This window comes from Clostridium sp. AF19-22AC, assembly GCF_003479085.1.
Lineage (GTDB): Bacteria > Bacillota > Clostridia > Lachnospirales > Lachnospiraceae > Faecalicatena_A > Faecalicatena_A orotica.
In genome coordinates this window covers 1-19,926 of the sequence record NZ_QUGN01000018.1, presented here as the reverse complement: position 1 = coordinate 19,926, position 19,926 = coordinate 1, and the positions used below count along the sequence as shown (strand labels likewise).

General features: G+C 46.5%; 17 protein-coding genes. 13 read left to right on the top strand and 4 right to left on the bottom strand.

The window, feature by feature from the left end:
- Positions 1–2,376, top strand: a complete 2,376-nt coding sequence (gene hypD / locus DWX43_RS18435; RefSeq protein ID WP_109730185.1) for a trans-4-hydroxy-L-proline dehydratase — start codon at positions 1–3, stop codon at positions 2,374–2,376.
- A gap of 52 nt (positions 2,377–2,428) precedes the next feature.
- Here the strand turns inward: hypD and DWX43_RS18430 are convergent, their stop codons facing one another.
- A complete protein-coding gene (locus DWX43_RS18430) occupies positions 2,429–3,064 on the bottom strand; it encodes a GntR family transcriptional regulator (RefSeq protein WP_109730186.1) in 636 nt (211 codons plus the stop codon).
- Between the two features lie 172 nt (positions 3,065–3,236).
- Between DWX43_RS18430 and DWX43_RS18425 the strand changes: the two genes are divergently transcribed.
- Together DWX43_RS18425 and proC are read left to right on the top strand one after the other, a co-directional pair.
- Positions 3,237–3,506: an acylphosphatase gene (locus DWX43_RS18425; protein ID WP_109730188.1), complete on the top strand. Its 270-nt coding sequence runs from the start codon at positions 3,237–3,239 to the stop codon at positions 3,504–3,506.
- Between the two features lie 166 nt (positions 3,507–3,672).
- Positions 3,673–4,473 carry a pyrroline-5-carboxylate reductase gene (gene proC / locus DWX43_RS18420; protein ID WP_347559309.1) on the top strand — a complete coding sequence of 267 codons (801 nt, stop codon included), beginning with the start codon at positions 3,673–3,675 and terminating at the stop codon, positions 4,471–4,473.
- A 111-nt stretch (positions 4,474–4,584) separates the two neighbouring features.
- On the opposite strand, the gene DWX43_RS18415 is transcribed toward proC, so the two are convergent.
- Positions 4,585–5,463 (bottom strand): AraC family transcriptional regulator, encoded by an 879-nt coding sequence (locus DWX43_RS18415; protein ID WP_182440757.1) that lies wholly within the window; start codon positions 5,461–5,463, stop codon positions 4,585–4,587.
- Positions 5,464–5,721: 258 nt separating this feature from the next.
- Between DWX43_RS18415 and DWX43_RS18410 the strand changes: the two genes are divergently transcribed.
- The 10 genes from DWX43_RS18410 (at position 5,722) to trxB (ending at position 18,331) form a co-directional block, all read left to right on the top strand.
- Positions 5,722–6,642, top strand: coding sequence for a dihydrodipicolinate synthase family protein (locus DWX43_RS18410; RefSeq protein WP_109730190.1), 921 nt, complete (start codon positions 5,722–5,724; stop codon positions 6,640–6,642).
- A 161-nt stretch (positions 6,643–6,803) separates the two neighbouring features.
- Positions 6,804–7,862 carry a sialic acid TRAP transporter substrate-binding protein SiaP gene (locus DWX43_RS18405; protein ID WP_181368596.1) on the top strand — a complete coding sequence of 353 codons (1,059 nt, stop codon included), beginning with the start codon at positions 6,804–6,806 and terminating at the stop codon, positions 7,860–7,862.
- Between the two features lie 89 nt (positions 7,863–7,951).
- Complete coding sequence (locus tag DWX43_RS18400) at positions 7,952–8,452, top strand: TRAP transporter small permease (protein WP_118621376.1); 501 nt, start codon at positions 7,952–7,954, stop codon at positions 8,450–8,452.
- Complete coding sequence (locus DWX43_RS18395) at positions 8,449–9,735, top strand: TRAP transporter large permease (RefSeq protein ID WP_109730193.1); 1,287 nt, start codon at positions 8,449–8,451, stop codon at positions 9,733–9,735. Before DWX43_RS18400 ends, DWX43_RS18395 begins: the two co-directional genes overlap by 4 nt.
- A 68-nt stretch (positions 9,736–9,803) precedes the next feature.
- Complete coding sequence (locus DWX43_RS18390) at positions 9,804–12,899, top strand: glycosyl hydrolase (protein ID WP_118621375.1); 3,096 nt, start codon at positions 9,804–9,806, stop codon at positions 12,897–12,899.
- Positions 12,896–13,372, top strand: coding sequence for a YhcH/YjgK/YiaL family protein (locus DWX43_RS18385; protein WP_118621374.1), 477 nt, complete (start codon positions 12,896–12,898; stop codon positions 13,370–13,372). The genes DWX43_RS18390 and DWX43_RS18385 overlap by 4 nt, the downstream gene beginning before the upstream one ends.
- A gap of 95 nt (positions 13,373–13,467) precedes the next feature.
- Positions 13,468–14,052, top strand: a complete 585-nt coding sequence (locus tag DWX43_RS18380) for a TetR/AcrR family transcriptional regulator (protein ID WP_181368597.1) — start codon at positions 13,468–13,470, stop codon at positions 14,050–14,052.
- A 71-nt stretch (positions 14,053–14,123) separates the two neighbouring features.
- Positions 14,124–14,819 carry an anaerobic ribonucleoside-triphosphate reductase activating protein gene (locus DWX43_RS18375; protein WP_109730197.1) on the top strand — a complete coding sequence of 232 codons (696 nt, stop codon included), beginning with the start codon at positions 14,124–14,126 and terminating at the stop codon, positions 14,817–14,819.
- Positions 14,820–15,009: 190 nt separating this feature from the next.
- Positions 15,010–17,376 (top strand): ribonucleoside triphosphate reductase, encoded by a 2,367-nt coding sequence (locus DWX43_RS18370; protein ID WP_118621373.1) that lies wholly within the window; start codon positions 15,010–15,012, stop codon positions 17,374–17,376.
- 46 nt (positions 17,377–17,422) lie between these two features.
- Positions 17,423–18,331 (top strand): thioredoxin-disulfide reductase, encoded by a 909-nt coding sequence (gene trxB, locus DWX43_RS18365; protein ID WP_109730199.1) that lies wholly within the window; start codon positions 17,423–17,425, stop codon positions 18,329–18,331.
- 91 nt (positions 18,332–18,422) lie between these two features.
- Here the strand turns inward: trxB and DWX43_RS18360 are convergent, their stop codons facing one another.
- Both DWX43_RS18360 and DWX43_RS18355 read right to left on the bottom strand, forming a co-directional pair.
- Positions 18,423–18,923 carry a DUF6106 family protein gene (locus DWX43_RS18360; RefSeq protein WP_118621372.1) on the bottom strand — a complete coding sequence of 167 codons (501 nt, stop codon included), beginning with the start codon at positions 18,921–18,923 and terminating at the stop codon, positions 18,423–18,425.
- A gap of 1 nt (position 18,924) precedes the next feature.
- Positions 18,925–19,833 (bottom strand): helix-turn-helix domain-containing protein, encoded by a 909-nt coding sequence (locus DWX43_RS18355; protein WP_118621371.1) that lies wholly within the window; start codon positions 19,831–19,833, stop codon positions 18,925–18,927.
- Positions 19,834–19,926 lie beyond the last annotated feature (93 nt).

Sequence of the window (19,926 nt, the reverse complement as noted above, 5' to 3'; positions counted from 1 at the left end):
ATGGAAGAAAGAGGAATGAACGAACGTATCAAAAAACTGAGAAAGTTAAGTCTGGATACTCCTGCGCATATTGATCTGGAGCGTGCGCTCAGTGAGACGGAGACTTATAAGAAGTATGAAGGAGAACTGTCAGTGCCGGAACTGCGCGGACAGGTGCTGAAGGATTATTTTTCAAATAAAACATTATATATCGGTGAAGGAGAACTGATTGTCGGAGAAAAAGGTGACTCTCCGCAGGCGGCGCCTACTTTCCCGGAGCTTTGCTGCCATACAGTGGAAGATATGCATGTCATGAATGACAGAGACCTGATCAACTTCAAAGTTAAGGAAGAAGATTATAAGATTCAGGAAGACGTTATGATCCCGTACTGGGATAAGCGTTCTATGAGAAACAAGATCCTGCGCCAGATGACACCGGAATGGAAGGACGCTTATGAGGCAGGAATTTTCACGGAATTTATGGAACAGAGAGGACCCGGGCATACAGTCGGATCTGTTAAGATTTATGAGAAAGGTTTCCTTGACTACAAAGAAGATATCCAGAAGTCAATCGACAGTCTGGACTTCATGAATGATCCGGAGGCACTGGACAAGAAGAATGAGTTAGAAGGTATGAAACTTGCCTGTGATGCCATCATGATCCTGGGCGAGAGATATGCAGCCTATGCAAGGGAATTAGCCGAAAAAGAGACGGATGCAAAGAGAAAAGAAGAACTGCTCCAGATTGCGGTAAACTGCGATGTCGTGCCGGCACATAAGCCGGAGACCTACTGGCAGGCAATCCAGATGTACTGGTTTGTACACCTTGGAGTTACAAGCGAATTAAACCCGTGGGATGCGTACAGCCCAGGACGCCTTGACCAGCACCTGAATCCGTTCTATGAGAAAGATACAGAAGCAGGAATCATGGACGACGACAGAGCCCTCGAACTGCTGGAATGCCTGTGGGTGAAATTCAATAACCAGCCGGCACCACCGAAAGTAGGAATTACGCTAAAAGAGAGCAGCACATACACCGATTTCGCAAACCTGAACACAGGCGGAATCACACCGAACGGGGAAAATGGCGTCAACAATGTCAGCTACCTGATTCTGGACTGCATGGACGAGATGAAACTCCTCCAGCCAAGCTCCAATGTCCAGATCAGCAGAAAGACACCACAGAAGTTCCTCAAACGTGCATGTGAGATTTCCAGAAAAGGATGGGGACAGCCTGCATTCTACAACACCGAGGCAATCGTGCAGGAGCTTTTGAACGCAGGAAAATCTCTGGAAGACGCAAGACGCGGCGGAACAAGTGGATGTGTGGAGACAGGGGCATTCGGAAACGAGGCTTATATCCTCACAGGATATTTCAATATCCCGAAAGTATTTGAACTGACACTGAACAATGGTTTCGATAAAATGACGGGCAAACAGCTCGGACTGAAGCTGGGGAATGCAGTAGATTTCAAGTCATATGAAGAGCTGTTTGAAGCTTTCCAGAAACAGATGAAGTATTTCATAGACATCAAGGTGCAGGGAAGCAACGTGATCGAGAAGATCTATGCAGAAAATATGCCAGTTCCGTTCCTCTCTATCATCACAAATGATTGTATTTCCAAAGGGAAGGATTACAACGGCGGCGGTGCAAGGTACAATACCAAGTATCTGCAGGGCGTAGGTATCGGAACAATCACAGACTGCCTTGCAGCTGTAAAATATAACGTCTACGACCAGAAGACATTTACAATGGAAGAACTGATGAAAGCGCTGGATGACAACTTCGAGGGACACGACAGAATCGCAAATCTGGTTCGCAACAAGACGCCGAAATACGGTAATGACGATGATTATGCAGATGATATCATGAGATCCGTGTTTGAATATTACAGGAGCCAGGTAACGGGACGGCCGAATATGCTGGGCGGAATGTACAGAATCAACATGCTGCCGACAACCTGCCATGTTTACTTCGGTGACGTCATGATGGCAAGCGCCAACGGACGTCTGGCACACAAACCGGTATCCGAAGGAATTTCCCCGGAGAAGGGTGCAGATACAAACGGTCCTACAGCTGTTGTAAAATCCTGCGCGAAGATGGACCACCTGCAGACAGGCGGTACACTGCTGAACCAGAAGTTTACCCCAAGTGTCGTGGCAGGAGAAGAGGGTCTGGAACAGATGGCGAACTTAGTCCGTGCGTACTTCAACATGGACGGACACCATATTCAGTTCAATGTTATTGATAAAGAGACATTAATTCAGGCACAGAAGCATCCTGAGGATTATAAAGACCTGATCGTGCGTGTGGCAGGTTACAGTGACCACTTCAGAAATCTGAGCAAGGCACTGCAGGATGAGATTATTGAAAGAACAGAACAGAGTTTTAATTAAGAACCAATCTGAACAGAACATTGATTCATAAATGAAAAAAGAGACTGCCTGGCTATCCCAGTGCGGTCTCTTTCCCTATTGTAAAATGATCTGCTTTCAGTATTGCGTAGGCTTTTTCATAATTATTTTCGCGCATGTACTGGACCATTGTTTTTAAATTTTCATTCGTTTTTACAATATCCATTCCGTTCTTTACGGAATTCTGTCCCATGCGGATGAGTTCTGAGAGATTGTTTTCATAAATACGGTTAATGCGGTCGTTTTCATAGACGCTGACGATCTCCAGATGCATGTTCGTATCGGCGACCTCCCACTGGTAAATATCCCCGGCCGCGGCGCACATACGCACGATTTTTTCCTCGATCCGGTAGGAGTACTCTTCATAGCGGCCGGAGGTGAATATGAGCTGGAATGCATTGCCCTCCAGAAGTTCCCGCAGCTGGTAGATTTCCCGGATGTCCTTTTCCGTGATTTCCTTCACGGTCATGGACTTATAATAATCGGTGACGATCAGCCCCTCTGCCTGCAGCATTTTGATGGCTGTGCGCACTGGATTCCGGCTCATATTGAGATCGGCGGTGAGCTTTGCCTCGGTCAGCTGCATGCCGGGCGGATAAGTAAGATTCAGAATATTCGTGCGGATCGTCTCGTAAGCCTGGTCCGCCAGAGAAACATGTTTTTCGGCCATAATGATACCTCGTTTATATAGATTATGATGCCGCGCAGCAGGGTGCACGGCACGGAAAAATCCTAATTGTATACAAATTATAAAGTAAATCAGGACAGAATGCAATATTATTCCAGATATGTTATGATATAGAGTAGCAGAATGGAAGATATAAAGGGAGGGGGAAGAAAATATGGCAGAGGTAAGAAAGCATATTACCTTCTACGGAAGAGTGCAGGGTGTAGGTTTCCGCTATACGGCAAAATATCTTGCCCAGTCACTGCAGCTTACCGGATGGGTGAAAAATGAATGGGACGGCACCGTTACGATGGAAGTGCAGGGACGTGAGCCAATGATTAATAAGCTCCTTGTGGGCCTGAATCAAGGCAGCTTTATTTCTATAGAATGGATGGACACAAAGGAGATACCATTGGAGAAGGAGAGCAGCTTCTATGTACGATAGAATTTCATGAAATAACGATTGACATAAAGCACTGAAAATGCTATATTGTATGCAAGAGAAAGAATTGTATACAAATTATGAATATGTATACAATTACGAAGCTTTAAGACAGACTCGGAGAGAAATACTCCCTTTGGATCTGATGAACAAAAAAGAAACGAGGAGAATGATTATGAAATTAGGATTTATTGGTACAGGTAACATGGCAGGAGCCATCATGGGCGGAATCATCAAAAAAGGAATCTTCAAACCAGAGGAGATTATCGGTTCTGACATCTTTGAGCCGGGAAGAGAAAGAGCGAAGGCTGAATACGGCATCAATGTGACAGCAGATAATAAAGAAGTAGTAGAAAGTTCTGAGATTGTAGTCCTTTCTGTAAAACCACAGTTCTACGCATCTACAATTGCAGAGATCAAAGATAGTGTAAAAGAAGGCCAGATCATCATTACGATTGCACCGGGCAAGACTCTGGAATGGCTGGGAGAGCAGTTTGGCAAAGCAGTGAAGATCATCCGTACAATGCCGAATACACCGGCTATGGTCGGCGAAGGTATGACGGCAGCATGCCCGAATGAGCATGTAACAGAAGAGGAACTGAAGTATGCGGTCAGCATTTTGAGTGCGTTCGGTAAAGTCGAAGTAGTTCCGGAAAGACTGATGGATGTTGTTGTTTCTACAAGTGGAAGTTCACCGGCATACGTGTTCATGTTCATCGAAGCGATGGCGGACGCAGCAGTTGCAGACGGAATGCCGAGAGCACAGGCTTACAAGTTCGCAGCACAGGCTGTATACGGAAGTGCGAAGATGGTACTTGAGACAGGCAAACACCCGGGCGAATTAAAAGATATGGTATGCTCACCGGGAGGAACCACGATCGAAGCTGTTAGGGTTCTCGAGAACATGGGATTTAGAAGTGCAGTAATCGAGGCAATGAAAGCGTGTGCCGAGATTTCCAAAAACATGTAATCTGTTTAAAGATTAAGATTTTTTATCATACAAGGACAGGCCCACTCCAAATGCATATAGAAGCATTTGGAGCGGGCCTGTCCTGTTTTAGGATATTTATCATCTTCTGCATCAGGTGCGGAACCGCCTTCGATATGACAACGGACTACAGTATACATATTTTTTAAACACGGAACAGAAGTAGTTGCTGGATGAGAACCCAGTATCAAAAGCAATGTCTATGATCGGCCGTGATGTAAGTTCCAGCTGCTGCTTGGCGTATTCCACCCTTCTCCTGGTCAGGAACTCGGCGGGGGTTATACCGACCTCTTCCCTGAATTTCATCTTAAAACGCGAGAGTGAATATCCGGAGACATCAGCGAGCTGTTCCAGACTGAGCTCCTCGCGGAAATGCCCGTCTATGTAAGAAACAACTTTTTGTATTGGGGTGTCAGAATGGGCCTCTTCTTCCGTCACCGGTTTTAGGTTCTGCAGTTCGAACAGAAAGCAGCAGAGATACTGGACACCGGCATAGTAGCGGGCCGTGTTCTTGGATTGAAGCCCCTCGAATGCCTTTTTCAGCATATGGATCCCGGTGCTTGTTACTTTCAGATGCCTGTTAGGGAGTGAGGTGAGCATGTCGGCTAAAAATCGGCTGTACTTGGCATCCAGCCCGAGCAGGCTCTGCTTCTCCTTAAGGTCGATCTGGAATCCGTAGAATTCACAGGGGGATTCTGCGCTTGCAGTGGTCTGGTGCAGTTCATAGGGGAACGTAATAAACAGCTCGTTCCCTGTAATGATGTAATGATTATTGCCTACCGTAGTCTCCCGGGTGCCCTTGGCCAGACAGTGGATTTCAACGATGTCAGAATGATAATGAAGGGGAGTCGGCTTTGAGGCATGGTTGATATTCCAATGTGCAAAGTTTTTAAGCCCTACAATCTGATGAAAGTCAAATGTAAGGACCTGCTTATGTTTCTCCCAGCAATACTCGTCAAATATTTCCCTCAATATGATCATCCTCCTGTCTGATATTATAATTTATGATACCATAAAAAACAACTTAATTATGCAAAAATGATAAAAACAGCTCCTGAAATGAAAAAAAGTACAGCAAAAACATATGCATTATGCACAAATAGTATAAAATTGTACTCGGGATGATGTTAAATGCGCAAAAAATAAAACGATATTATAATTGTTTTATACAAAATAATCAATTGGACTTCAAAGATGTTACAGATTTGACCAAAGAAAGTGAGGGTGTATATGAGAGTAATTCAGGACGGTGTATGGCCGGTCATGATCACACCATTTACAGAAGACAACAAAATCGACTATAATCAGGTACTGAAACTTCTGGAATGGTATGAAGGACAGGGAGTAGCCGGGGTCTTTGCAGTATGTCAGTCAAGTGAGATGTTTTTCCTGACAAAGCAGGAGAGATTTGAACTGGCTAAGTTTATCATCGACAATGCCCCGGAAAATATGGGGGTTGTTGCTTCCGGACATGTTGCAGAAACGGTGGAAGATCAGGTAGAAGAAGCAAAAGCCGTAATTGATGCAGGTGCAGATTCTTATGTGTTTATATCTAACCAGTTTGCGAAGGAAGGCGGAAGTGAGGATGAGGCAAAAAGAGGAATTGAAACTCTGATCAGCCAGATCCCGGCGGAGAGTTTTGGCATTTATGAATGCCCATTCCCTTATAAGCGGGTACTGTCGCCGGAACTGCTGAAATTCTGTGCGGAAACCGGAAAGTTTTCATTCCTGAAGGATACGTGCTGTGACCTGGCCCAGTTAAAAGCGAAGACAGATGCTGTGAAACATACAGACCTTAAGATTTTTAACGCGAATGCAGCTACACTGCTTGAAAGCCTGAAAATGGGATGTGCGGGATACAGTGGTGTGATGGCAAACTTTCACGCGGACCTATATACATGGCTCTGTGAGAATTTTGAAAAAGAGCCGGAGAAGGCGGAGAGAATGCAGAACTTCTTAGGAGCTGCGTCATTGGTGGAATGCCAGGTCTATCCGGTCAATGCAAAATACCATATGCAGCTGGAAGGGCTTGAAATGTCTACATACTGCCGGACAAAAGACGCCGCAGAGCTGACTGCAAGTAAACAGATGGAAATTGTACAGTTCAGGGCAATGGAGCAGGCGTTCAGGGAGAATTTTTTTAAGTCATAATACCGCTGGATAAATACGGCGGGAACAGGAAAGAGAATAAAAAAGAATCATAGCTCCGGCGCGGCTCAGTAGGCAGCCATCTGTGCAGGAAGGGGCATGAGATAAACGAAAATAGGATTCCTGAAAAGGAAAATCATGAAAGAGGTATGGAGGATATTATTATGAGAAAAAAATTAGTGACAGTATTGTTGACCGTGGCAATGACAGCAAGCTTACTGGCAGGGTGCGGAAGTGGAAAGTCTGAGGACGCAGGAGACAAAAAAGCTGACGGTGCATCTTCCGGGGAAAAGGTGGAGCTGATCTTCACATCTGTATCTGTATCAGGCGATTCCCATACAAAGGCAATGCAGGAGTTTGCCGATAAGGTGGAAGAGCTTTCTGACGGAAGCGTGACATGCAAGACATATTCAGATGGCACACTGTTTTCTTCTGAAAACGAATTTGATGCACTTCTCTCCGGGGAAGCGGATCTGGCGTATATTTCCTTCCAGACACTTTCCACGCAGTCAGGGCTGGAGTGGTGTTCCATGTTTGGTTCCGGATATTTCTGGGATTCCTATGACCATATGACAGGAACATTAAACGGTGAGACCGGACAGGAAATCTTTGATAAGATTTCAGACAATGTAAACTGCAAGCCGCTTTCTGCATTCTATCTGGGAAGCCGTATCATCAATACAAGGGCAAAAGAAGTAAATAAATATGAAGATATGTCAGGACAGCTTTTGAGAATGCCAAATTCCGAGGCATGGCTGAACTTAGGGGAAGCACTCGGCGCGAACCCGACCCCGCTTTCCTTCTCAGAGCTGTATACCGCGCTACAGACAGGTGCCGTGGATGCGCAGGACAACCCGCTTCCGACATGTATCAGTGCAAAATTCTATGAAGTTGCACCTTACTTTGCAATCACTAACCATGTAGTAGACTCTGTCATCCCATGCATCAACACAGATACATGGAACAGCATGTCAGAAGACCAGCAGAAGGCAGTGACAGAGGCAATGGAATACGCAAGGACAACCAATGACGAGGCAAGAATCGCCGACGAGGAATCTGCCATCGAGACTCTTGAGTCTGAAGGCTGCACAGTTACTTATCCGGACCTGAAGGCATTCAAAGAAAAGGTTACAGCTTATTACGAAGGCCATGATGACCAGACATCCACATGGGACATGGATATGTATAACAAGATTCAGGATGAAGGCGCGAAATACGAGTAAACGTATCTGAAATAAAAGAGATAGAGAAATACAGCGATCCGTGAGGCTTCGCTGTATATTCTCCGACTGAGAGGAAGGGAGGCTTTACATTGGAGGCATTCAAGAAGGCGGGAAAGAAAATCATGGATTTTCTGGGATATTTTGTGCCCAGCGTCACATTCACTGTGATTTTCGTTGTGTTCATGGTTTCTATTATCTGCAGATATTTCTTAAAACAGCCCGTGACATGGAGCTATGAAATATCCGTGCTGGGTTACATGTGGACGATGTTTTTCGGGGTGGGGCAGGCAATTAAGGCGGACGAGCATGTCGTGTTCGGGCTCGTATACGACACATTGAAGCCAAGAGGGCAGTTTATCTGCATGGTAGTTTATAATGTCGCCCTGGTTATACTGCTGGCGATTACGTTTATACCATGCTGCAGGACACTGCTTGGAAAGCAGATGGTGACGGGGGTACTGAAACTGCCTTATACTGTTATATTTGCACCATTTATCTACATGCTTGCAGAAATGATTATCCGATCTGCACTGAAAATCGTCGAGGCATTTAAGACATACAAAGAATCACAGGGAGGTGCGAAATTATGAATACAGCCGTGATTGTACTGTTCGTAGTTATGGCAGTCTGTTTTATAATACGTATGCCGGTATCGTTATCTATGCTGGCGGCGTCTATCGTGTATTTCCTGATTTCCGCACCGGATAATTTAGGACAGGTATTTTCTGTTATTACGGGAAACATGTTTTCAAACTACACCATGCTGGCAGCGCCGCTGTTCATCTTCATGGCAAATGTGCTGAATGAGGGTGAGGTTACGGATAAGATATTTTCTTTCTGCAACGGACTTCTGGGACGGCTGAAGGGTGGCACGGCACAGGTAAATGTATTTATTTCCCTAATCTTCTCTGGAATGACAGGATCGGCGATTGCAGATGCATCCGGAATCGGCCTGATGGAGATTGAACAGATGAAAAAAGAGGGATATGATCCAGAATTCAGCTGCGCGATTACGGCAGCATCCGCAACGGTCGGACCTATTTTCCCGCCGTCTATCCCGATGGTCATCTATGCCATGCTTTCCGGTGCATCCGTAGGCAAGCTGTTCATGGGCGGTATGGTGCCCGGAGTGCTTCTGGCAATCCTGCTGATGATCTATGTAGGATTCGTTTCACATAAACGTAACTACCCGGCAGGGGTAAAAATGAGCCTGAAACAGTTCGGACGTGCGACCCTTGTTGCAGCACCAGCACTCTTTACTGTAATCCTCCTGCTGGGAGGTATTTACTCAGGTATATGTACACCGACAGAAGCCGGGGCGGTTGCATCAGCGTATGCGTTACTGATCTCTGCATTTGTATACAGAACTCTGGGATGGAAAAAACTGTTTGGAATCATTAAGAAATCAGCGGCGAATACGGCAACACTTGCACTGCTGTGTGGTACCTCCATGCTGTTTTCCTACATCATTTCACTGGAGCAGGTGCCGAACGCAGTTGCAGCCCTGTTTACAGGACTGACAGACAATAAGTATATCTTCCTTTTTGTTGTGAATATTATTTTCCTTCTGCTGGGATGTGTACTGGATGTCAGTACGATCCAGCTTGTATTCGTACCGATGGTGCTGCCTCTTGTGAATGCATTCGGCATCGATCTGGTCCACTTTGGCGTAGTGATCTGCCTGAACATGATGATCGGACTGTCAACACCTCCTTTCGGCATGCTGCTGTTCATCGTATCCGGTCTTGGGCGGACGAAGATACAGGGCGTCATAAGGGAGATCATTCCGATGGTCGCAATCATGATTGGCCTGTTGTTCCTTGTGACTTATATACCGGACATTATCCTGTATATACCGAATCATTTTATGTAACTAAAATAAAAATTTTAAGAAGGCTCCGTTCTGAGGGATGAGGGCCTTCTTGCTGTATGGAGACTGATATGGGATTAAAAAGCTTGAAAGAAATACAGGAAATGCTTGCAGACCCGGACAACACTTACAGGAGTGCACCTTTCTGGGGATGGAATGCAAAATTAGAAAAACAGGAACTGCACCGGCAGATGCAGGAGATGAAAAAAGAAAAAATGGGGGGATTCTTCATTCATTCCCGGGAGGGACTGGAGACAGAGTACCTGTCAAAGGAGTGGATGGACCTTGTAAGAGATTCCGTGGCGTATGCAGAATCACACGGGCTGGAGGCATGGATATATGACGAGGATAAATGGCCTTCCGGTAGTGCGGGAGGGATGGTGAGCGCTTCCGATCCGGAGCGGTTTACTGCAAAGGGACTGACACTGGAGGTACTGGACGGAAAAAATGCCCGGGTGGTGGAAGACGGTGATATCCTCGGCATATTCCGGCAGGAGGGAAAGACGCTGGTATTCCGGCAGGAGACCTCAGGCCCGAGTGAATGGTACAACGGGATGGCCCCGACGGATAATCTGAATCCGGATGCCGTGAAGACATTCATCCAAATGACCCATGAAATGTATCAGGAGGCATGCGGGGATGCATTTGGAAAAACGGTAAAGGGATTTTTCACGGATGAACCTAATTTCTGCGATTTTTTCAGCGTTTTTACTAAGGGGCGTCCCTGGCTTCCCTGGAGCGGGGGATTTGCGAAAGAATTCAGAAAACGCCGCGGGTATGACCTGCTGGAAAAGCTTCCCGGACTGTTCTATGACTGTGGGGACTGCAAGAAAACCCGCCATGATTACTGGTGGACCCTGACAGAGCTGTTCGGGGAAAACTATATGAAACAGCTGTATGACTGGTGCAGTGACCGTCAGCTTATGCTGACCGGACATGTGCTGTATGAAAACGACTTGGGTTATGGGGTCCGGGTCAGCGGGGGCGCTATGCCGCACTACCAGTATATGCATGCGCCCGGAATTGACATTTTGGGGGAGCAGGCGCAGGAATATCTGACGGTGAAACAGTGTACCAGTGTGGCAAACCAGTATGGCAGAGAGATGGTTGTATCTGAGACTTATGGATGCACAGGCTGGGGGCTGACCTTTGAAGGACAGAAGTGGCTGGGGGACTGGCAGTTTGTGCTCGGCGTGACGAGGCGATGCCAGCACCTTGCACTTTACTCTATTACCGGATGCAGGAAACGGGATTATCCGCCGGTGTTCAACTATCAGAATACCTGGTGGAAGGACCTGCATGTGCTGGAAGACTATTTTGCAAGGCTTGCCGTATGCACCACGGCGGGGAAAGCAGTAAGGGATGTTCTGGTGATCCACCCGCTGACAACGATATGGACAAAAAGCCGTTCGGCGCCGTGGGAAGATTTGAACCGGGTGGAAATGAACATGGGATGGCTCGATGAGAATCTTTTTGGCCTGAACAGGGAAGGCGAGCGCTATAACCGTCTGGCAGCGGCACTGGCAGGGATGCACTATGACTTTGATTTCGGGGATGAAATGGTCATGGCAAAGGAAGCTCGTGTGGAATCAGGGAAGTTCTGGGTGAAGGAGGCGGCGTATTCAGTTGTAATTGTCCCCCCAGTTATTACATTATTCGCTTCGACTGTGGATAAGTTGGAGGAATTTCTCCGTGCAGGTGGAAATGTAATCTGGATCGGCGGCATGATCGGCATGATTGAGGGGGCGCCGTCAAGAATGGCCGGCGTGCTGAGAAATTATGAAGGGTTCTGTCAGGCGGAGGATGAGGAGCATGCTTACCGGATGCTTGAGAAAGTGCAGCCGCGCATCATTTCCCTGAAAGACCCGAAAGGCTGTGAGGCAGGGGATATCCTGACGATGGTAAGGAAAACAGTGGATGGATATGTTGTATTTCTGGTCAACCACAACCGGGAACATGGAGTATCGGTCAGAGCTTCTTTCCCAGACTGTAACCAGATTGAAGAATATATACCGCTGACAGGAAAAATAAAAAAAGCATCGTTTTACGCGGATCAGAACCGGACCAGATTACAGATCCATTTCTCACCTGCTGAAAGTAAAGTGTTCTTTTTAAAGTGTGGAAAGAAAACGGAGGCGTCTGCCTGCGGACAAGGGCCGGGAGTATTGGAATTCCCTTACCTTCATCCGCACAGGGCAGACAAAGTATGGTGTGTGCTGGGACCAGAGGCGGACATATCCTTAAATATGGAGAATGCACTGACGTTAGATACATGCAGGGTGTATATGGGGGAAAACTGTCTCAAACTGTTGTCGGAGGAGGAACTTCCGGTGTGGAAAGCACAGAAGCTTTTGAGGGAAACACTGGGGATGCGGCAGGTTTACTATAACGGTGCACCCCAGAGATATACGTGGGTCCACACACCGTGTGAGAACGGCGGAACCGCATTTAAGCTGGAATTTGAAGCCAAGGTGCAGGACGTGCCGGAAGGAGACGTTTTTCTGGCCGTGGAGCACCCGGAAGGACTGGAAGTATCCTGCAACGGTGTAATATGCCCGGCATCCGGAGACTGGTTCCTTGAGCGGGGGATACAAAAATTTAAGGTGTCCGGGCTGACGGAAGGGACCAACACATTGACTGTATCCGGTAATTATAAGAATGATATGGAACTGGAGGACATATACCTGACAGGAGATTTCGGTGTCGATGTCAGGAGGTACATCGTAAAGCCGGTGAGACACCTTTATTTTGGAGACTGGTGCCTGCAGGGGCTGTTCCACTATGCGGGTGATGTCTCTTACCGGTTCCTGATACAGGAGGAAGTTCCGGCAGGGGCACGGATTATGCTGAAAGCAGGTGCATATAAAGGAGTGCTTGTCAGCGTCCGGGTCAATGGTGAAGAGGCGGGGGTCCTGATTGGCAGGTCGTGTGAAGCTATGGAAATCACGCCGTATCTGAAGAAGAAAGTGAATGAGATAACCCTGACAGTCACCGGCAGCCTGAGGAACCTTATGGGGCCGTTCCACCAGACGTATACCGGATGCAGCAGGTTAAGCTGGGAAGATTTCAGGACAGAAGGGAATCTTTATACCCCGCAATATGTAACAGAGCCTTATGGACTCATGGAACAGATCGTACTGTCAGTTGAGGAAGGAGAGGGACGATGATCGTTGATAAGATAGAACATTTGCCACAGTACCAATTATTCAGGGAGGATGAATTGGACTTTATCCTGGATTTCTGTAGAAAAGCAGTGGAAGAAGATACAGAAGAGGGAAGAGCAGACTTTTATGGCGGGGGTTTATATGCCCTTGTACAGATCTATGATACAAGGAAGAGAGAAGAGTCCGTCATGGAGGCGCACAGGGAGTATCTGGATTTGCAGTATATTGCAGAAGGAGAAGAATATTTTTATATCCACGAGACTTCTGAATGTAAAGTAAAAGAGGATATGACGCCGGAAAAAGATGTCATATTCCTTGAGTGTGGTGAACCGGATGTGAGGGTGAAAGCAAAAAAAGGAATGTTTGTGCTGCTGTTCCCCCAGGACAGCCACATGCCCTGTATTCAGACGGGGCGGAAGGAAAAAGTGAAGAAGATTGTATTTAAAATCCGTATAAAAGACAGGAATCAAGAATAAGTCAAAAAAATTGTCCCTTAACTTCCGATTGCAGACTTGTGATTTTATGGTAGAATGGTATATATGAAATCTATGAAAAAGAAGGGCTGGGGATTATGGAAACTACGGAGAATAAAGGTGTAAAAGCCAGAATCGTGTCGGCGGCATGGCAGCTGTTCCATGATAAAGGATATGATCATACGACAGTGGATGATATTATTGAATTATCGGGAACTTCGAAGGGATCTTTCTACTATTATTTTAATACAAAGGATGAGCTGCTCAGCACGCTGTCCACGGTTCTGGATGATTACTACGAAGAACTGCATGTAGATATGGACAAGGAGATGAATAATTACGACAAGCTCCTGTATCTGAATTATAAAGTACATTCCATGATTGAGGAGCGGATCAGCATCGATCTTCTTGCTTCTCTTTATTCTACACAGCTGATTGCAAAAGGACAGAGGCACCTTCTTGACCAGAACAGGGTATATTACCGGCTGATATCAGGAATTATCGAGGACGGGCAGAAAAAAGGGCAGATACGTCAGGACAAGTCAATTAGTGAGATTACAAAATATTATTCGCTGTGTGAGCGAGCGCTGATTTCTGACTGGTGTCTGAGCAGGGGGGATTATTCACTGGGAGAGTACAGCAAGGCTTATATGCCGATTATGATGGAGCACTTTAAGGCCTGAAGCGGTTTTTAACAGAATATCCGTATGAGTTACAGATGCATACGGCGCATGAACAGGGAAGGAGAACCGTGATGAATATTCAGGGATTACAGAAACTTACACTTTTAGATTATCCGGAAAAGGTGGCCTGCACGATTTTTACTGCCGGCTGTAACTTCAGATGTCCGTTCTGCCATAATGCTTCACTGGTTACTCATGTAGATCCGGATAATCATATACCGGAAGAAGAGGTGCTGGCCTTCCTGCAAAAAAGGAAGGGAGTCCTCGACGGTGTATGCATTACAGGCGGGGAGCCACTGCTGCAGCCGGATCTCGCAGCATTTATGGAAAAAGTGAAGGCACTCGGCTATTCGGTCAAGCTGGATACAAACGGAAGTAATATTGGCAGGCTTAGACAGCTTGTGGAACAGAATCTGGTTGATTATGTTGCTATGGATATTAAAAACGCCCCGAATAAATATGGTGAGACGATCGGAATCAAGGAATACAATCTGGAAAATATTCTGCAGAGTGTGGATTACTTAAAGTCGGGGGCAGTCTCTTATGAATTCCGGACGACCGTTGTCAGGGAATTCCATAAAAGGGAAGACTTTGCCGCGATCGGCCGGTGGCTGAAGGGGGCAGAGCGCTATTACCTTCAGGGGTTTGTGGATTCGGGGGACCTGATCCGGCCCGGACTGCGGGCGTATACAAAGGAAATTATGGAGCAGGCTCTGGAAATTGTGAAAAGGAATATACCGGGTGCAGAACTGCGCGGTGTGGAATGACACATTTCGTTTGGATAAGTGAACAACAATATGTAGTTAGAAACTAAAAAGTTGCATACTACATATTGTTGTTTTATATTGACAAGATATTAGCTCAGTGATAGAATAATTTCAGATGCCCAACTGAAAAGGTTGGGCAAAAATTATCTCAATTCGATTCGAGTATAAGAGAAAGGGGCGACCGTACAGTATGTATCAGGTTACAAAAAGAGACGGAAAAATAGCGGACTTCAATCTGGCTAAGATCAGCGAGGCGATCAGAAAAGCATTTGAGGCCCAGGAGAGGGAGTACAATCAGGACATTATTGATCTGCTTGCATTGAAAGTTACAGCAGATTTTGAACCAAAAGTAAAGAACAGCCTTGTGTCAGTGGAGGATATTCAGGACAGCGTAGAGTCTGTGCTGATCAAGACCGGTTATGCAGATGTAGCGAAAGGCTATATCTTATACAGAAAGCAGAGGGAGAAGATTCGTAATCTGAACTCTACACTGCTCGACTATAAAGAAATCGTGGACAGTTATGTTAAGATCACGGACTGGAGGGTAAAAGAGAATTCTACAGTCACATACTCTGTCGGGGGACTGATCTTAAGCAACTCCGGTGCAATCACGGCTAACTACTGGCTCTCTGAGATTTATGATGAGGAGATCGGGAAGGCACATAAGAATGCGGATATCCATATCCACGACTTGTCCATGCTGACAGGATACTGCGCGGGATGGTCACTGAAGCAGCTGATTCAGGAAGGGCTTGGCGGCATTACGGGAAGGATCACATCATCACCGGCAAAGCATCTGAGTGTACTTTGTAACCAGATGGTAAACTTCCTTGGCATTATGCAGAATGAATGGGCCGGAGCTCAGGCATTCTCATCCTTTGATACCTATCTGGCGCCGTTTGCAAAGGCCGATAACCTGACTTACCCGGAAGTAAAAAAATGCATTGAATCCTTTATTTATGGTGTGAATATCCCGTCACGCTGGGGAACACAGGCACCATTTTCAAATATCACTCTGGACTGGACCGTGCCGGACGACCTGGCAAACCTTCCGGCAATTGTCGGCGGGAAAGAGCAGGACTTCACCTATGGCGACTGTAAGGAAGAGATGGATATGATCAACAAGGCTTTCATCGAGACGATGATCGAGGGAGATGCAGACGGACGTGGATTCCAGTATCCGATTCCGACATACTCTATTACAAGAGATTTTGACTGGGCGGATACAGAGAATAACCGTCTGCTGTTCGAGATGACTGCCAAGTATGGTACACCTTATTTTTCAAACTACATCAATAGCGACATGGAGCCGAGCGATGTAAGGAGTATGTGCTGCCGCCTGCGTCTGGACCTGCGTGAACTTAGGAAGAAATCCGGCGGATTCTTCGGAAGCGGTGAGAGTACAGGTTCTATCGGTGTCGTTACGATTAATATGCCGAGAATTGCCTATCTGGCGGCGAATGAAGAGGAATTCTACAAGAGGCTGGACAAGATGATGGACATTGCGGCTGACTCCCTCCATACAAAGCGGACTGTCATTTCCAAGTTAATGGATGAGGGATTATATCCGTATACAAAGAGATATCTCGGCTCATTCGAGAACCATTTTTCAACGATCGGGCTGATCGGTATGAACGAAGCCGGACTGAATGCAAAATGGATCAGAAAGGACATGACAAGTACCGAGACGCAGGAATTTACAAAGGAAGTTCTGAACCATATGAGGGCGCGCCTCTCCGATTATCAGGAAATGTACGGCGAATTATATAATCTGGAGGCAACTCCTGCCGAGTCAACGACATACCGCCTTGCTAAGCATGACGTGGAACAGTTCCCGGATATTATCACAGCTGCAGAAGGCGACGGAACACCGTACTATACGAATAGTTCCCACCTGCCGGTAGGATATACGGAGGATGTATTCGAGGCACTGGATATTCAGGACGAGCTCCAGACATTATACACATCAGGAACCGTATTCCATACATTTCTGGGTGAAAAGCTTCCAAGCTGGAAGTCGGCGGCGTCACTGGTGAAGAAGATTGCAGAGAATTATAAACTTCCTTACTACACGATGTCACCAACATATTCGATCTGTAAGAACCACGGGTATATTTCCGGCGAGCACTTCAAGTGCCCGGACTGCGGGGAAGAGACAGAGGTTTACAGCCGTATTACGGGATACTACCGTCCGGTAAAGAACTGGAATGACGGAAAAGCACAGGAGTTCAAGGACCGTAAGGTATATGATATTTCCAATTCTCATTTGAACGTGCATACGTCAGAGGCAAAAAAAGTGGAGTGTGAGACTGCGGCACCGGAAGGTGAGATGAGAACACTTCTGTTTACAACAAAGACCTGTCCGAACTGCAGGATAGCGAGCAGTTCGCTGGAAAAGGCAAATATTGCATATGAAGTAGTTGATGCCGAGGAAAATGAGGAGTTAGTAAAGAAATATGGTGTGATGCAGGCACCGACCCTGATCGTAATCAGCGAGTCCGGTGTGCAGAAAATGGCAAATGCTTCGAATATAAAAGCATACGCTGAGAAACACTAGAATAAGAATATAAACGGCAGTTTTGAAATGGCATGGAGGAATAACTATGTATGATATTGGAATTATCGGAGGTGGTACGGCAGGCATGACGGCTGCCATATACGGCCAGAGGGCCGGGAAACGCACGGTGATCATCGAAAGCATGAACTTTGGCGGACAGATCACGGCATCCCATAATGTAGAGAATTACCCGGGAATTGCCAGTGTAAGCGGAAGTGAATTTTCCATGAATCTTCTGGACCAGGCTATGAAACTTGGAACCGAGACTGTCATGGAACAGGTGACAGGAATCCGCGACGAAGACGGAATCAGGATCATAGAGACAACAGGCAAAGAGTATCCCTGCAGAACGGTGATTCTGGCAACAGGGGTGACACACAGACATCTTGGCATCGAGAAAGAAACGAAACTGACAGGGTCCGGAGTTTCCTACTGTGCGACATGTGACGGGGCGTTTTTCCGGGGGAAAGATGTAGCAGTGATCGGAGGCGGGAATACCGCACTGCAGGATGCAGAGTTTTTGTCTAATTACTGCAGCAAGGTTTATGTGGTTCACAGGAGAGACGAGTTCCGCGGAGACAGCAGTCTTGTGAATGTGTTAAAAGGAAAAGACAACGTAGAGTTTGTTTTAAGCGCAACTGTAAAGGATATTGTCGGTGAGACAATGGTAGAAGGACTGATCCTGAATAATAAAAAGACAGGGGAGGACTTTACAATAGATGTGTCAGGGGTCTTCGTCGCGATCGGCCAGATTCCACAGAATAACATCTTCAGAGAATATGTCAGACTGGATGCGGATGGTTTCATTCAGGCCTCGGAAGACTGCATGACCTCACGTCCGGGCGTCTATGCAGCCGGTGACTGCCGTACAAAAGAAGTACGCCAGCTGACAACGGCTGCAGCTGATGGAGCAGTTGCGGCGCTCGCTGCATGCAAGTATCTGGCAGGGGCATAATAGTATATAGACAATAAAAAACGTTCTGTCTGCTGACTTTCTTAACCGAATCAGCAGGCGGAACGTTTTTTTGTTTTAATTCTATCAGGACCTAATCCATATAAAACTTGGAGCCCATCCAGCCGCGGATGTGTCCGAGCATTGTCTGGTCAGGTTCGATAATGATACATGTATTCTTCTGGTCCAGAGAGATCATGATGGCGTATGCTTTCGCACTGGCATCTCCGGAAGAATAGTCAATCGTCTTCTCCGGATGGCTGGAGCCCAGTCTCGGAGATCCTTTCGGGGCGATAATCTCGGCCTGCTGGATATCAAAAGTGATTAGTTTCTTTCTTTTGGCCTTATTGTAAATCGCATCTACCTGCATATCATGATTCAGCAGAGTATATTCATATTCTACGTTTAATTTTGGAAACACGAAATAATAGGCGAGGAAAGCAAGGACCACAGTGATGAGGATTCCCAAAAAGCCTAACAGGGGAAAGGTAATAAGCAGGATGAGCGCAAGAAGCACAATAATCGCAATGCGGATTACCATATCTGTGGGACGGGATTTGCGGGCTACAAGTTGTTCGTAAAAAGCATCATTCATATCAGGAATTCCTTTCTGTCTGTAAATAGTTGATAACCATAGTGGCTATTTTAAATGTCATGGCGTCTTCGAACTTTCGGATGTCCAGGCCTGTCCGTCTTTCAATCTGTTCGAGGCGGTAAATCAGGGTGTTTCTGTGCATATGCAGCTGCCGCGAAGTCTCGGCGATATTCAGGTTATTCTGAAAAAACTTGTTGATCGTGGCAGTAGTCTCTTCATCAAATGTATCGGGAACCTCACCGCGGAAAATTTCTTTCAGGAAGTTCTCGCAGATGGTTACAGGGAGCTGGTAGATCAGACGGCCAATCCCGAGCTGGTTGTGCGGAAAAACAGTCTGCTCGGAGTAGAACAGTCTGCCGACTTTCAGCGCAAGGCTTGTCTCCCTATAGGCACCCGGCAGATCCATGAGTGTGTCTATCGTGCCGCTGTATGCTACCTGAACATGGGCCAGTGCCTCCATATTGAGCGTATCCACGATCATATGTGCAATATGGCTGATATCCTCCGGTGTCTCAGATGATTTCAGAGGGCGCAGGATGACAAGGCTGCGTTCCCCCATGCTGACCTGATAAGTCTTGGACTGAGAGGGGAACAGGTTCTTCAGGACCTCTGTAATGGTGTCGTCCACAGGGTTCTTTGTCTCAATCAGAAACAGGACTCTGGAGGTCTCTGGTTCGATATGGAGGCGCGCCGAGCGTTCGAATATATCATATGCCGGTATCCCATCTGCCATTAAATTCTGCAGAAAGTGGTTCTTATTATACTTCTCCTTATAGGCAAGCGAAAGACAGTGCACCTGATTGAGGGCGAGTTCCAGTTCTTCCGGGGTATCTGCCCTGACTTCAAGGGTAATACCGGTAATCCGTTTTAATTCCGCCAGTGCCTTTTCGAGTTCCTGCGCAGGTCCCATACGAATCTCCTTTTGTCTAAGAATTATAGATATCAAATAATAGAATCAAAATGGTTACTGTTCACTCCCAATGTCAGTTAGTTAAGTTACAAG